14 protein-coding genes are annotated in these 13,586 nt (G+C 63.7%); 8 read left to right on the top strand and 6 right to left on the bottom strand.

Translation table 11 applies throughout. The annotated features are described in order from the left end of the window. Positions 1 to 75: 75 nt before the first annotated feature. From thiC to AC07Y0_RS22965, 5 genes are read left to right on the top strand one after another with little or no spacing between them, the layout of a single operon-like run. Positions 76 to 1,911, top strand: coding sequence for a phosphomethylpyrimidine synthase ThiC (gene thiC, locus AC07Y0_RS22985; protein ID WP_498679923.1), 1,836 nt, complete (start codon positions 76 to 78; stop codon positions 1,909 to 1,911). Position 1,912: 1 nt separating this feature from the next. Then, complete coding sequence (gene thiO, locus AC07Y0_RS22980) at positions 1,913 to 2,899, top strand: glycine oxidase ThiO (RefSeq protein ID WP_498679922.1); 987 nt, start codon at positions 1,913 to 1,915, stop codon at positions 2,897 to 2,899. After that, the gene (gene thiS, locus AC07Y0_RS22975; RefSeq protein WP_498679921.1) at positions 2,896 to 3,093 is read left to right on the top strand and encodes a sulfur carrier protein ThiS; all 198 of its coding nucleotides are present in this window, start codon (positions 2,896 to 2,898) and stop codon (positions 3,091 to 3,093) included. The genes thiO and thiS overlap by 4 nt, the downstream gene beginning before the upstream one ends. Before the next feature lie 2 nt (positions 3,094 to 3,095). After that, positions 3,096 to 3,869 carry a thiazole synthase gene (locus AC07Y0_RS22970; RefSeq protein ID WP_498679920.1) on the top strand — a complete coding sequence of 258 codons (774 nt, stop codon included), beginning with the start codon at positions 3,096 to 3,098 and terminating at the stop codon, positions 3,867 to 3,869. Further along, entirely contained in the window at positions 3,866 to 4,495 is a 630-nt protein-coding gene (locus AC07Y0_RS22965) for a thiamine phosphate synthase (protein ID WP_498679919.1), read from the top strand. The genes AC07Y0_RS22970 and AC07Y0_RS22965 overlap by 4 nt, the downstream gene beginning before the upstream one ends. 190 nt (positions 4,496 to 4,685) lie before the next feature. Here the strand turns inward: AC07Y0_RS22965 and AC07Y0_RS22960 are convergent, their stop codons facing one another. Genes AC07Y0_RS22960 through AC07Y0_RS22935 form a run of 6 tightly spaced genes read right to left on the bottom strand, consistent with a single transcriptional unit; the run spans position 4,686 to position 9,935 of the window. Further along, positions 4,686 to 5,594 (bottom strand): homocysteine S-methyltransferase family protein, encoded by a 909-nt coding sequence (locus AC07Y0_RS22960; RefSeq protein ID WP_498679917.1) that lies wholly within the window; start codon positions 5,592 to 5,594, stop codon positions 4,686 to 4,688. A gap of 22 nt (positions 5,595 to 5,616) precedes the next feature. Next, positions 5,617 to 6,849 (bottom strand): trans-sulfuration enzyme family protein, encoded by a 1,233-nt coding sequence (locus AC07Y0_RS22955; RefSeq protein WP_498679916.1) that lies wholly within the window; start codon positions 6,847 to 6,849, stop codon positions 5,617 to 5,619. A 19-nt stretch (positions 6,850 to 6,868) separates the two neighbouring features. Further along, positions 6,869 to 7,558 carry an ABC transporter permease gene (locus AC07Y0_RS22950; protein ID WP_498679915.1) on the bottom strand — a complete coding sequence of 230 codons (690 nt, stop codon included), beginning with the start codon at positions 7,556 to 7,558 and terminating at the stop codon, positions 6,869 to 6,871. 11 nt (positions 7,559 to 7,569) lie between these two features. Then, positions 7,570 to 8,295 carry an ABC transporter permease gene (locus tag AC07Y0_RS22945; protein WP_498679914.1) on the bottom strand — a complete coding sequence of 242 codons (726 nt, stop codon included), beginning with the start codon at positions 8,293 to 8,295 and terminating at the stop codon, positions 7,570 to 7,572. 24 nt (positions 8,296 to 8,319) lie between these two features. Beyond that, on the bottom strand, positions 8,320 to 9,099 hold the full coding sequence (locus AC07Y0_RS22940; RefSeq protein WP_498679913.1) for a transporter substrate-binding domain-containing protein: 780 nt from the start codon (positions 9,097 to 9,099) through the stop codon (positions 8,320 to 8,322). A 41-nt stretch (positions 9,100 to 9,140) separates the two neighbouring features. Continuing rightward, the gene (locus tag AC07Y0_RS22935; RefSeq protein WP_498680319.1) at positions 9,141 to 9,935 is read right to left on the bottom strand and encodes an ABC transporter ATP-binding protein; all 795 of its coding nucleotides are present in this window, start codon (positions 9,933 to 9,935) and stop codon (positions 9,141 to 9,143) included. A gap of 193 nt (positions 9,936 to 10,128) precedes the next feature. Between AC07Y0_RS22935 and AC07Y0_RS22930 the strand changes: the two genes are divergently transcribed. The 3 genes from AC07Y0_RS22930 to AC07Y0_RS22920 all read left to right on the top strand — a co-directional run bounded on the left by AC07Y0_RS22930 (position 10,129) and on the right by AC07Y0_RS22920 (position 13,367). Beyond that, a complete protein-coding gene (locus AC07Y0_RS22930; RefSeq protein WP_498680318.1) occupies positions 10,129 to 10,602 on the top strand; it encodes an Lrp/AsnC family transcriptional regulator in 474 nt (157 codons plus the stop codon). 297 nt (positions 10,603 to 10,899) lie between these two features. After that, positions 10,900 to 11,925, top strand: coding sequence for an NADH-quinone oxidoreductase subunit B family protein (locus AC07Y0_RS22925; protein WP_498680317.1), 1,026 nt, complete (start codon positions 10,900 to 10,902; stop codon positions 11,923 to 11,925). Continuing rightward, positions 11,922 to 13,367, top strand: coding sequence for a nickel-dependent hydrogenase large subunit (locus AC07Y0_RS22920; protein WP_498679912.1), 1,446 nt, complete (start codon positions 11,922 to 11,924; stop codon positions 13,365 to 13,367). Before AC07Y0_RS22925 ends, AC07Y0_RS22920 begins: the two co-directional genes overlap by 4 nt. Positions 13,368 to 13,586 lie beyond the last annotated feature (219 nt).

Here is a 13,586-nt window from a genome sequence, read left to right as displayed (position 1 = left end):
GAGGACCGTGTCGGCGTCTTTCCATCTTTCCGGCTGACATGACTGGGTCTCCAACCGCAAACTTGGAGCCTCACAATGAACATTGCCCCGAAAAATCCGCAGACCCTCATCACCACCGGACCGCTGCCCGCCTCCGGAAAGGTCTACATGCCCGGCGTGCTGCACCCCGAGATCCGCGTGCCGATGCGCGAGATCGCGCTTCACCCGACCTCCGGCGAACCACCGGTCATGGTCTATGACAGCTCCGGCCCCTATACCGAAACCGCGGAGAGGATCGGCATCGAGCGCGGCCTTCCCCGCATGCGCGAGAGCTGGCTCGCCGCCCGTGGCGACGTGGAGGCCTATGACGGCCGCCACGTGAAGCCGGAGGACAACGGCTTTGCCAGCGGCGACCGGCTCACGCCGGAATTCCCGGTCCGCAACCGTCCCTGCCGCGCGGCCGGCGGCAAGGCCGTCACCCAGCTTGCCTATGCGCGCGCCGGCATCATCACGCCGGAAATGGAATTCGTTGCCATCCGCGAAAACATCGGCCGCCGCATGCCGGAACAGGCGCTGCAGCGCGACGGCGAGAGCTTTGGCGCCCATATCCCCGACTATGTCACGCCGGAATTCGTCCGCCAGGAAATCGCCGCCGGCCGGGCGATCATTCCCGCCAACATCAACCATCCGGAACTGGAGCCGATGATCATCGGCCGCAATTTCCTGGTGAAGATCAATGCCAATATCGGCAATTCCGCCGTCACCTCGTCGATGGAGGAGGAGGTCGACAAGATGGTCTGGGCCATCCGCTGGGGCGCCGATACCGTCATGGATCTCTCGACCGGCCGCAACATCCACAATATCCGCGACTGGATCATCCGCAACGCCCCCGTGCCGATCGGCACCGTGCCGCTCTACCAGGCGCTCGAAAAGGTCGGCGGCATTGCCGAGGACCTGACCTGGGAGGTCTATCGCGACACGCTGATCGAGCAGGCCGAACAGGGTGTCGACTATTTCACCATCCATGCCGGCGTGCGGCTCCACTATATTCCGCTCACCGTCAATCGCGTGACCGGCATCGTCAGCCGCGGCGGCTCGATCATGGCCAAGTGGTGCCTGCATCACCACAAGGAGAGCTTCCTCTACGAGCATTTCGAGGAGATCTGCGACATAGCCCGCGCCTATGACGTCTCCTTCTCGCTCGGCGACGGGTTGCGGCCGGGTTCGATCGCCGATGCCAATGATGCCGCGCAGTTCGCCGAGCTGGAAACGCTCGGTGAACTCACGCAGATCGCCTGGGCGAAGGATTGCCAGGTGATGATCGAAGGCCCCGGCCACGTGCCGATGCACAAGATCAAGGAGAACATGGACAAGCAGCTGAAGGTCTGCGGCGAGGCACCCTTCTATACGCTCGGGCCGCTGACCACCGACATCGCGCCGGGCTATGACCACATCACCTCCGGCATCGGTGCGGCGATGATCGGCTGGTTCGGCACGGCCATGCTCTGCTACGTCACGCCGAAGGAGCATCTCGGCCTGCCCGACCGCAACGACGTCAAGACCGGGGTCATCACCTACAAGATCGCCGCCCACGCCGCCGATCTCGCCAAGGGTCACCCCGCCGCGCAGGTTCGCGACGATGCGCTTTCCCGCGCCCGCTTCGAATTCCGCTGGGAGGACCAGTTCAACCTGTCGCTCGATCCGGAAACCGCCCGCTCGATGCATGACGAGACGCTGCCGAAGGAGGCCCACAAGGTCGCCCATTTCTGTTCGATGTGCGGGCCGAAATTCTGCTCCATGCGTATCTCCCACGACATCCGGGCCGAAGCACAGAAGGAGGGCCTGGCCGCCATGGCGGAAAAATTCCGCGAGGGCGGCCAGCTCTACATGCCACTCGACAATGCAACCGACACCACGCCGGGCGGTGCGTGACATGCGCGTCCTGATCAAGGGGGCCGGCGTTGCCGGCCTCACCGTGGCGCTCGAACTTGCGCGCCGTGGCATCGAGGTCGACATCGTCGAGCGTGCGGAGGCCGTGGCAACCGGCGCATCCGGCCTGGCCGGCGGCATGCTGGCGCCGTGGTGCGAGCGTGAAAGCGCCGATGAAACCGTGCTGACGCTGGGTAAGACGGCGGCAGACTGGTGGGAAGCGGCCCTGCCCGGCCAGGTGATCCGCAACGGTACACTGGTGGTCGCTGCCGGCCGCGACACGGGCGAACTCACACGCTTTGCCGGGCGAACCAGCGGCTGCGACTGGCTCGACGGCGCCGGTATCGAGGCCCTGGAGCCGGCGCTTGGCGGGCGGTTCAAGAAGGCGCTGTTCTTTCGCGAAGAGGCCCATCTCGATCCGCGCAAGGCCCTCGCCGGACTTCACCGGGTGCTGCTCGAACGCGGCGTTACCTTTCACTTCGGCTGTGAGGTCGAGGACGGGACCGGGAGCCTCGACAGGATCATCGACTGCACCGGCGCCGCGGCCATTGGCCAGACGGCGAATCTTCGCGGCGTGCGCGGCGAGATGCTTTTTCTCGAAACCTCCGAGATCAGCCTGTCCCGCCCGGTACGCCTGCTGCATCCGCGCATTCCGCTCTATATCGCGCCGCGCGGCGACAACCGCTTCATGGTCGGGGCGACGATGATTGAGAGCGACGATGCCGGACCGATCTCGGCCCGCTCGCTGATGGAACTGCTGAACGCCGCCTATGCCCTGCATCCGGCCTTCGGAGAAGCGCGCGTGGTGGAAATGGGCGTTGGCGTCAGACCCGCCTATCCCGACAACCTGCCCCGCGTCACCGTCGAGGGTAACCGGATCAGCGTCAACGGCTTCTATCGCCACGGCTTCCTGCTGGCGCCGGCCATGGCCGACCAGGTGACGGCCATTCTCACCGACACCATCCCCAACCGCGAAAGGCATAACGCATGACCTTCATCGTCAATGGCGAAGAACAGGCCGTTCAGGCAAAGACCCTCGCCGATCTGCTCCATGCCCTGGAATACGAGGGCGAGTGGCTGGCCACCGCCGTCAATGGCGAACTGATCCACCGCGAAGATCGCCAGACCTATGCGCTCAACCCCCGCGACCGGATCGAGATCCTGTCGCCGATGCAGGGAGGCTGACCATGCTGGAACTCTATGGAACGCCCGTCGCATCGCGCCTGCTGCTCGGAACGTCGCGCTACCCCGCGCCGGCCGTCCTGGCCGAGGCCGTAAAGGCCTCCGGCACGGAGATCGTCACTGTCTCGCTGCGCCGCGAGACGGCCGGCGGCCGGTCGGGCGGCGCCTTCTTCGAGCTGGTGCGCAGTCTCGGCGTGCGGATCCTGCCCAACACGGCGGGCTGCCACAGCGCCTCCGAGGCGGTGCTGACCGCAAAGATGGCGCGCGAAGTCTTTTCCACCGACTGGATCAAGCTGGAGGTGATCGGCCATCACGACACGCTGCAGCCGGATGTCTTCGCACTGGTCGAAGCGGCACGAACCCTGAGCGACGACGGCTTCAATGTGTTTCCCTATACGACCGACGATCTGGTCGTGGCGGAAAAGCTGATCGACGCTGGATGCGAGGTGCTGATGCCCTGGTGCGCGCCGATCGGCAGTGCCGCGGGACCGCAGAACGTCACGGCGCTGCGCACCATGCGGCATCACTTTCCGGACGTGCCGCTGATCGTCGATGCCGGGATCGGCCGGCCCTCCCATGCCTGCCAAGTGATGGAACTCGGCTTCGATGCCGTGCTGCTCAACACGGCGGTGGCCGGCGCCGGCGATCCGGTCGCCATGGCGCGAGCCTTCGGCTCGGCCATCGCCGCAGGGCATGACGCCCATCGCGCCGGAGTGCTGGAGCCGCGGGACATGGCCGTACCCTCGACGCCGGTGATCGGCAAGGCGGTGTTTTCATGAGCCTCGACCCATTCTATCTTATTGTCGACAGCGCCGGATGGATCGAGCGCCTGGTGCCGCTCGGCGTGCGGCTCGTGCAATTGCGCATCAAGGATCGGCCCGACACCGAGCTGCGCACCGAGATCCGCCGCGCCAAGGTGATCTGCGCTGCCCATCAATGCCAGCTGGTGATCAATGACTACTGGCGCATCGCCATCGAGGAAGGCTGCGACTTCGTCCATCTTGGCCAGGAAGACCTCGCGGAAGCGGATCTGGGCGCCATCCGGGCGGCCGGTCTGAAACTCGGCCTTTCGACCCATGATGAGGCCGAACTGCAGACCGCCTTGGCGGCGAGCCCCGACTATGTTGCGCTTGGCCCGGTCTATCCGACCATACTCAAGCAGATGAAATGGGCGCCCCAGGGCCTTGGAAAACTGGGCGAGTGGAAATCGCGCATCGGTGACCTGCCTCTGGTCGCCATTGGCGGGCTGAACGTGGATCTTGTCGAGGGTGTCTTTGCCAACGGCGCCGATAGCGCGGCCGTCGTCACCGATATCATCCGCCATCAAGAACCCGAGCTGAGGACACTGCAATGGATCGCCGCCACAGAAAGATGGCGAGAACCTGCCGCCCCTGCAGAGGCCTGATATCTCGCGCGCAGAATGCTGAGTTCATCCAGCGCCTTAAGACACCTGCTCCGTCACGCTCCGCAGCGAACCAGCCCGGCTTGAGATGTCCTTCCGAATTGCCCTCAGTACGGGATTCCTGTCCTCCGATCGGGACGATCATGTCGGCGGAAGGTGCAAAGGATAGGCAAAAGAACAGATCGGAATCGCGTCAGTATCGCCGCAGCGCATCTGCCAGGGTGTGGATGTGCTCGGCGCCGATCCCGCAGCAACCGCCGATCATGGACGCTCCCGCATCGGCCCATTGGCAGGCGAAGCGGGAATAGACTGCGCCGGTCAGATCCTCGCGGGTGGCGTGCAGCCCCTCATTGGCAGCCTTGTCGTCCGTGTCGCTCTCGAAAGCGTTGGCATAAACGCCGACCTTCATCGCCACCCCTTCTTCGCCAAGCACGGCCACGGCCGTCTCGACGGCTTTCCTCATGACCTCCGGTCGTGCGCAGTTGAACAGCAGAGCCTCGGCGCCTGAGCCGGCCGCCCAAGCGGCGGCGTCGCGCACGGTTTCGCCGGAACGCAGCTTCGGTTCCCCACCGGCCACCTGCACTGAGTCATCGGCCAGGGTGAACGAGATCCAGAAAGGCTTCGCATGCGACTTGATCGCCTGCCGGACGGCCTCGCCCTCGCCGATCAGGCTGAGGGTCTCGCCGAGCCAGACGTCGACATGAGGCGCCAGATTTTCGACCAGCACCTTCAGGTAGTCCTGCACACGGGTCGGATCGAAGTTCTCTGGTTCATAGGAACCGAAGATCGGCGGCAGGGAACCGGCAACCAGAACCTTGCGGGGGGCAGCATCCGCAGCCTCACGGGCGAGCCTGCCGGAGAGCGCAATCAGGTCAGCGCCGTCTTTCTCGAAACGCTCCTCTCCGATATGGAACGGAACGAGTGCGTAGGAATTGGTCGTGACCACATCGGAGCCGGCGGCGATGAATTCGTCGTGCACTTGGCGGACGATGTGTGGACTGTTCATCAGCGCAAGTGCCGACCATTCCGGTTGCTTCAGTTCGGCGCCGAGACGCAAGAGTTCGCGGCTCATGCCGCCGTCGAGAATGATCATATCTGTCATGGGATGTCTCCGTCGGATGCGGTCAGGGGGCGAGAGCCTGGTCGAGGTCGGCGATGATGTCGGCCGGTGTCTCGAGGCCGATCGACAGGCGGAAAAGCCCGTCGCCGGCATAGGCGCGGTAGTCTGCAAGCTGATCCCCGGTAAGCCGGTAGGTCGAGGCCATCATCTCGTCGGTGTCCAGCAGAACGACAAGACTACGCTGGTGGCCGAGGGAAAAGGCGTAGTGCACCACCCGCAGCCGGTCGGCGAGACGCTCTGCGATCGCCTTCGACCCAGGTGTGCGAAACCCGATCATTCCGCCGAAAATCTCCATCTGGCGTTTCGCAAGTGAATGTTGTGGATGTGATGGAAGGCCAGGATAGAGCACACGCTCGACCGCGGAGTGCGTCTCCAGGAACCGCGCCACCGCCATTGCCGTTTCCGAGGCCATTCGCATGCGGGGATAGAGCGTGTCGATACCGCGCATGATCAGCCATGCGGACTGGGCCGAAAGAGCTGCGCCGAGATAGACACCGGCGCGACCGCGGATCTTCGCAACCAGTTCGCGTCTTCCGATGACTGCGCCACCCAGTGCATCGCCATGGCCGTTGATGAACTTGGTCAACGAATGAATGACGAGATCGATGCCAAGTCTGAGAGGTCGGGTGGCGACCGGCGTTGCAAAGGTCGAGTCGACCGAGATCAGCGCGCCATGACGGTGGGCGAGCGTGGTGAGCGCTTCGAGATCGACGATGCGCAGGATGGGATTGACGGGGCTTTCACAATGCAGGAGCCGCGTATTGGGCCGGATCGCGGCCTCGACCTGATCGAGCCGCGCCATGTTGACCGGGGTTACTTCGATTCCGAAATCCGGCAGCACGCGCTGGGTGAGCTCTACCGCGCCGGCATAGCAAACATCAGACACGACGAGATGATCACCCGCCTTGAGCAAGGTCAACAACATGCCGGCGATCGCGGCCATGCCGGTGGCGCTCGCCAGCGCATCCTCCGCGCCTTCGAGTGCGGCGAGCCGTTGTTCGAGCTGTCTCACCGTGGGATTGGTCCAGCGGGCATAGAGATAAGGCAATGCAGCCAGGTCCTCGACGCCGTCGGCGGAGAAGGCTCCATCACCGGGGATCAGCGTATTGTTGACCGACATCGAAATGTTGGGCGCGATCGCCCCGGTCGCGGGGTCGATGACCAGACCGGCGTCGAGCGCCCGGGTCTCAGGCCCGGCGGTGGACGGAAGTGGGTGGGTGACAAAAGTCTTTTGCATTTTTTCTCGCGCGCCGCCATCAGCGGCGGATGGGCACTTGCGCCTCGACCACACCGAAAGCGCGGGTGATCACGACGGTAAGGGCGACATAAAACAGGGTGACGACCAGGAGCGGCTCATAGACCAGCAGCGTATCCTGCCGGACCTTGTAGGCGACGGCATAGAGATCCATGACTGTGACGGTGAAGGCGAGCGGCGTGGCCTTGAGCTGCAGCACGACCTCGCCGGCAATCGTGGGCAGCGCAATGCGGATCGCACGAGGCAGCCAGATCCGCCGGATCAGGGTGAAAGGGCTCATGCCGAGCGCGCGGCCGGCCTCCAGCTCACCCTTGGGCACGGAGAGCAACGCCCCCCGCAGTACCTCTGCCTCGTAGGCTGCATAGTTCAAGGTGAAGGAGACGGCGGCGAAGAAGAAACCTTCTCGCAGAAGCGGCCAGAGGAAGCTCTGGCGCAGCCCCGGTACCAGCGGCAGAAGCGAGCCGACGCCATAGTAGAGTAGCCAGAGCTGGATCAGGAGCGGTGTGCCGCGAAACAACGTGCAGTATCCGCGCGCAGACCCGCGCAATATTGGCCCGCCGCTCACCTGGGCAAAGGCAAGGCCGATCGCCAGGATGAAGCCGAGGCCAACCGAGATGACGAGCAGTGCCATCGTCTGGAAGGCTCCATCCAGAAGAAGGGGCCAGTATTTTTGCAGCCAGTCGAAATGCATTGCCCCTCCCCTCAGACCGTCACGCGCTGGCCGCGGCGCACACGGCGCTCGAGCTGGCGGAAGACGAGGTTGGAGACGAGGGTGATCGCCAGATAGAGAACGGCGGCAGCCAGGAAGAAGAGGAAATACTGCTTGGTATTGGCGCCGGCGAGGCGCGTGGTGAGCGCCAGTTCCTGATAGCCGACGACGGCCACAAGCGCGCTGTCCTTCGTGACCGACATCCACAGGTTGGCAAGGCCTGGCAGGGCATTCGGCAAGAGGGCAGGCAGCGTGACCCGGCGAAACCGTAGGATGGGCGACATGCCGAATGCGCGCGCCGCCTCGATCTGGCCAACCGGGATTGCAAGGATTGCGCCGCGCAGGACCTCGGTCATATATGCCCCCTGGACGAAGCCGAGCACGGCGACGGCGGCAAAGAAGCCGTTGACCTCGATCGGCGGCAGGCCAAATGCCGCCAGCAGCCGGTTCAGCCCATCGGTTCCGGCATAATAAAGTCCGACGATCAGGATCAGTTCCGGCACGGCACGGATGGTCGCGGTGTAAAGTTTCAGAATCACACCGGCGGGCCGGTGACCGGACAGCTTGCCGATCGCGCCGAAAAGCCCGATCCCAAGGCCGATCGCATAGGCGGAAGCCGAGATGGCGACAGTGGTCACGGCACCGGTCAAAAGCGCGCCGCCCCAGCCTGGGGGGTCGAGCGCAAGCAACTGCCATACCGTCATCTGGCCTGCCGCCATCGGATCCGCACCTCGCTTTGCCCGTTACTTGCCGAAGACGTCGAAGGTGAAATATGCCTTCGAGATCTCGTCATATTTGCCGGAGGCCCTCACGGCTGCGATTGCCGCGTTCAGCTTGGCCTTTAGATCGGTATCTTCCTTGCGCAGGCCGCCACCAATGCCAGTGCCGAGCACGGCCGGATCGTCTGCAACATCGCCCATGTCGGAGCAGCAGTCCTTGCCGAAATCCGTCGCCAGGAAATCGGACAGCGGAATAGCGTCACCGAAAACATAGTCGATGCGGCCAGCAGCCAAGTCCTGGAAGGCTTCGTCAAGCGTCTGATAGGTTTGCTCCTCGGCCTTGTCGGCGAAATATTTCTTGAAATATTCGGACTGCACGGTGGAGACTTGGATGCCGATGGTCTTGCCGTCGACGGCATCAGGGCTTGCGCCCGGCGTGGCGCCCTTGGCGCCGATCAGCTTGCTCGGGGTGTTGTAGTACTTGTCGGTGAAGTCGATGGTCTTCAGTCGCTCGTCAGTGATCGACATGGACGACCAGATGACGTCGAACTTCTTCGACTGCAGCGCGGGAATCAAACCGTCCCAGGAGACGTCAACCACCGAGCAGGTTTCCTTCATCTCGACGCAGACCGCATTCATCAGGTCGATTTCCCAACCTTTCCAGGCGCCAGAGGCGTCCTTGGCGAAGAAGGGCGGATAGGCCTCGTTCATGATACCGAAGCGGACTTCGGCATGAACAGTCGTCGCGGTGACTGCGCTGGCAGCAAATGCGGCGCCTGCCAGCAGGCGCGAAATCAGTTTCATGGTCGTATTTCCCCTGGTTGATTGATGGACGGATCGTTGGTTCAAAGGCTGGCTCCCCGACCTGTGAGGCTGCGGGTGAAATCACGGCAGCGGGCACTCGTCGGGTCGCCGAAAATCTGGGCTGGCGGCCCCTCCTCCTCGACGCGGCCGCGATCGAGGAACATCACGTGGCTCGAGACCTCCCGAGCGAAGGCCATTTCGTGGGTGACGAGCAGCATGGTGCGGCCTTCGTCGGCGAGGTCGCGGATGACTTTCAGCACTTCGCCGACCAGTTCGGGATCGAGCGCAGACGTCGGCTCGTCAAACAGCATGAGGGCCGGATCGACGCAAAGCGCCCGGGCAATCGCAGCGCGCTGCTGCTGACCGCCGGAGAGGAAGGCGGGATAAGCGTCGCGCTTGTCGTAGAGGCCGACCTTGGCAAGCAAGGCTTCGGCCTTCTCGATCGCCTCTTTGCGCGATATCTGTTGGACATGCACCGGCGCTTCGATGACATTTTCAAGGACGGTCCTGTGTGCCCAGAGATTGAAGTTCTGGAAGACCATGCCCAGCCCCGTGCGAAGTCGCTCCAATTGCCGGCGGTCGACGGCCTCAAGGCTGCCGCTGCGACCCGTCTTGAGACGCATTTCTTCCCCGCCCACGACGATGCGGCCACGATCTGGGGCTTCGAGCAGATTGATGCAGCGCAGGAAGGTGCTCTTGCCGGAGCCGGAAGAGCCAATGATCGAGATGACGTCGCCACCCTTCGCTGTCACCGAGATGCCCTTGAGAACCTCGACCCCGGCAAAACTCTTGTGAATGCCATGTGCTTCCAACGCGGGAGGAGCAGTCTCTGTCATCGTCATCCTTCGCATGCGATCGATGCATGACCATAATTGCCCACCCTTGCGCATTTTCGCCGCATTTCTTGCAGTGGGCGCGGAAATCATGCAAATCAGACAATCAGACGCCGCGAACAGTCGAAGCGGCGACATTTCGAGCACGATCGCGGCAATGGCGATTCAAAACAGGGCGAGGTGAAGCTGGAGAATGGTGGAACGAGTGGATCAATTCGACCGCAGCATTCTCGATCTCATGCAACGCGATTGCCAGTTGAAGGCCGAGACGATCGCCGACCGGGTCGGGCTATCACCTTCCGCCGTGCAGCGCCGGCTGAAGCGACTGAGGGCAGAGGGCATCATAACAGCCGAGATAGCGGTCATCGACCGGAAGACGAGCGAATATCCGATGACCTTCATCACAGGCATGGAGATCGAACGGGACAATTACGACGCGCTGGCACGGTTTCGCGGCTGGGCTGAAAAGCAGGACAACATCCAGCAGGTCTACTATGTCACCGGACAGGTCGATCTGGTAGCCATCATCACGGCACGTGACGTGGAGCACTACGACGATATCAGCGCCCAGCTGATGTCGGAGAATCCGCAGATCAAGCGCATGCACACGAATGTCGTGCTGCGGGATGTCAAAATCGGCCTGCATATCCCCATCCGGCGGGATGGATGACGGCATGAAGCATGTATGACGAAATCGATGGGCCGACCCGTTCGAGACGATCGTCAATGGCGGATGGGCTTTCTTCGACGCCTTGGAGAAGAACGGGCACGCGCCTGTCGCGTATCAAGGCCCCGCGGCACCGGCCGAACTGGACAGGCGCATGGGGGCGCAGGCGGGCGGAAGGCCTGGACGCGGGTTCGCACGGAGCCTTTGAACTGGAGGTACTTCCAGTGCGGCGCACGGGTCGCTGACCATTGCTGGCGCCCTCATTGACCGACTTCCGGTAAGATGCGAATCTTGCCCATCATGACGTATGGCATAGCGCGCCCCGAACGATCGATGACCTTGCTGTGGCTGCAGGCCGGAAGCTGCGGTGGCTGCACCATGTCGGTGCTCGACAACGGGGCTCAAGGGTGGCCGCGCGAGTTGCACAGCTTCGGTATCGATCTTCTCTGGCACCCGTCGCTGAGCGAAGAAAGCGGGGTCGAAGCCATCGCCATACTCGAAAGCGTGGCAGCCGGCGAGACGCCGCTCGACATCCTTTGTATCGAGGGATCGATCCTGAGGGGCCCGTCGGGAACGGGCCTCTGCAATCGCCTTGCCGGCACCGGTCGGACCATGCTCGAATGGGTCCGCCGGCTTGCTCCACTGGCGGAGTATTGCGTGGCCGTCGGCACCTGCGCATCCTATGGCGGCATCCACGCCGCGTCTCCCGACCCGGCCGAAGCCTGCGGACTTCAGTATGAAGGCACGGCATCCGGCGGCGCGCTGGGCGGCGGCTTCCGCTCGCGGTCCGGGATGCCGGTGATCAACGTCGCCGGCTGCGCGCCCCATCCCGGCTGGATCATGGAAACCATCGCCGCACTGAAGATGGGCGATTTCGACGAACGCGATCTCGACCGGCTCGGACGACCGAAATTCTATGCCAAGACGCTTGCCCACCATGGCTGCGAGCGCAACGAATACTACGAATTCAAGGCGAGCGCGGAAAAGCTCTCCGATCTCGGCTGCATGATGGAGCATCTCGGCTGCAAGGCGACGCAGGCCGTCGGCGACTGCAACCAGCGCGGCTGGAATGGCGGCGGCTCCTGCACCCATGGCGGATTTTCCTGCATCGGATGTACCTCCCCCGGTTTCGAGGAGACCAACGGCTTTCTCGAAACACCAAAGATCGGCGGCATCCCGGTCGGTCTGCCGCTCGACATGCCAAAGGCCTGGTTCGTGGCGCTGGCGGCGCTGTCGAAATCGGCCACGCCCGAGCGCGTCCGAACAAATGCCACCTCCGACCGCGTGATCCGCGGACCGAAGCGCAGCGGGAATTCGAGCGAATGAGCCGCATCGTCGCAGGTCCCTTCAACCGCGTCGAAGGGGATATCGAGGTGACCCTCGAGATCAATGATGGCGTCATCGAGAAGGCCGAAGTCACCACCACGCTCTATCGCGGGTTCGAGCAGATCCTGTGCGGGCGGCCGGGGCTCGACGCCCTGGTGATCGCGCCGCGCATCTGCGGCATCTGCTCGGTGTCCCAGTCGATCGCGGCCTCGACGGCGCTGCGCAACCTTGCCGGTGGCCGCGCAGCGCCGAACGGCTATCTCGCTGCAAACCTTGCCCATGCGGCGGAGAACATCGCCGACCACCTCACCCATTTCTACCTGTTCTTCATGCCGGATTTCGCCCGGGCCGAATATGCGGCCCGTCCCTGGCACGAGGAGACCGTCAATCGCTTCAAGGCGGTGAGCGGCAGCGGATCCGCCCGTTTCCTGCCGATGCGCCGGCGCCTGCTCGAAGTGATGGGCGTGGTCGCCGGCAAGTGGCCGCATTCGCTGGCCTTCCAGCCCGGCGGAACGACGCGGGCCATCGACATCGGCGAACGCGTCCAGCTCGCCTCGCTGATGGGCGAGTTCCAGCTCTTTCTCGAAGAGGCGGTCTACGGCGTGTCGCTCGACACAATTCTATCCATGGCCACCGTCGCGGATCTGGAGGACTATGCCACCGGACCGTCCGGCGCGGATTTCGCCCTGTTCCTGCGGCTGGCCGCGGACCTGTCGCTCGCGAAGATGGGCAAGGGACCCGGCCCGCTGATCTCCTTCGGCGCCTATCATGACAGCCAGTCGTCGCTGCTGCCCGGCGGTGTCACTGACGCAACCGGACAGATCCGCCCCCTCGACGTCGCCGGTATTTCGGAGGATGTCGCCCATGCCTGGTTCGCCGACACCGATCGTCGGCCGGATCAGTCCGACACCGTGCCGGTCGTTGCCAAGGACGGCGCCTATTCCTGGGCCAAGGCACCGCGGCTCGCCGGCAGCCCGGCCGAGACCGGAGCGGCTGCGCGCCTTGCCGTGGCCGATCATCCGCTGATCGCCGAACTGCTTCGCCTCGACGGCGGCACGTCGGTCAAGACCCGCATCGTGGCCCGGCTGGTGGAGACGGCGATCCTCGTCCACGCGATGCAGGGATGGCTGAGGCAGCTCCGGCTGAAGGAAGAATTCTGCACCCATTTCGCCATACCCGACGACGCAGTCGCGTCCGGTCTGGTGGAAGCCGCGCGCGGAGCTTTGGGCCATTGGGTGAGCATCAAGGGTGGTGAGATCAACCGCTATCAGATCATCGCACCGACCACCTGGAATTTCTCGCCCCGGGACGCGGCCGGCGTCGCCGGGCCACTCGAGCAAGCCCTCGTCGGCCTCGACACCGGCGAACGCGGCGCCCAGTCGGCCGCCCTCCAACACGTCATCCGATCCTTCGATCCCTGCATGGTCTGCACCGCCCACTAGGATCGCTGCCTGGCCGCCAACGACCGGTCATCCCCTTTCCAGCAATGAAAAACGGGCTTTCACCGGAGGCGCCGCGATGGCTGAACGCGGCGCGCGCCGTCTCGAAATAATTCAATGAAAATAGCGCACTAGGACGAATTTCCAAAGATCGGTCAATCTGGTCTGCTTCTTGCAAACACTATCCCATCACGCCCGCTCGCATTCCTGAGACGGGTCGAA

It is taken from the genome of Allorhizobium sp. GW101-3B10 (genome assembly GCF_059424725.1).
The sequence above is the reverse complement of the archived record's forward strand: the minus strand, read 5'-3'. Positions and strand labels throughout refer to the sequence as shown.

Excerpts from the sequence above, each read along its gene's own strand:
- thiC (WP_498679923.1), top strand. The coding sequence starts at position 76 with ATGAACATTGCCCCGAAAAATCCGCAGACCCTCATCACCACCGGACCG.
- thiO (WP_498679922.1), top strand. The coding sequence starts at position 1,913 with ATGCGCGTCCTGATCAAGGGGGCCGGCGTTGCCGGCCTCACCGTGGCG.
- thiS (WP_498679921.1), top strand. The coding sequence starts at position 2,896 with ATGACCTTCATCGTCAATGGCGAAGAACAGGCCGTTCAGGCAAAGACC.
- AC07Y0_RS22970 (WP_498679920.1), top strand. The coding sequence starts at position 3,096 with ATGCTGGAACTCTATGGAACGCCCGTCGCATCGCGCCTGCTGCTCGGA.
- AC07Y0_RS22965 (WP_498679919.1), top strand. The coding sequence starts at position 3,866 with ATGAGCCTCGACCCATTCTATCTTATTGTCGACAGCGCCGGATGGATC.
- AC07Y0_RS22960 (WP_498679917.1), bottom strand. The coding sequence starts at position 5,594 with ATGACAGATATGATCATTCTCGACGGCGGCATGAGCCGCGAACTCTTG.
- AC07Y0_RS22955 (WP_498679916.1), bottom strand. The coding sequence starts at position 6,849 with ATGCAAAAGACTTTTGTCACCCACCCACTTCCGTCCACCGCCGGGCCT.
- AC07Y0_RS22950 (WP_498679915.1), bottom strand. The coding sequence starts at position 7,558 with ATGCATTTCGACTGGCTGCAAAAATACTGGCCCCTTCTTCTGGATGGA.
- AC07Y0_RS22945 (WP_498679914.1), bottom strand. The coding sequence starts at position 8,295 with ATGGCGGCAGGCCAGATGACGGTATGGCAGTTGCTTGCGCTCGACCCC.
- AC07Y0_RS22940 (WP_498679913.1), bottom strand. The coding sequence starts at position 9,099 with ATGAAACTGATTTCGCGCCTGCTGGCAGGCGCCGCATTTGCTGCCAGC.
- AC07Y0_RS22935 (WP_498680319.1), bottom strand. The coding sequence starts at position 9,935 with ATGACAGAGACTGCTCCTCCCGCGTTGGAAGCACATGGCATTCACAAG.
- AC07Y0_RS22925 (WP_498680317.1), top strand. The coding sequence starts at position 10,900 with ATGACGTATGGCATAGCGCGCCCCGAACGATCGATGACCTTGCTGTGG.
- AC07Y0_RS22920 (WP_498679912.1), top strand. The coding sequence starts at position 11,922 with ATGAGCCGCATCGTCGCAGGTCCCTTCAACCGCGTCGAAGGGGATATC.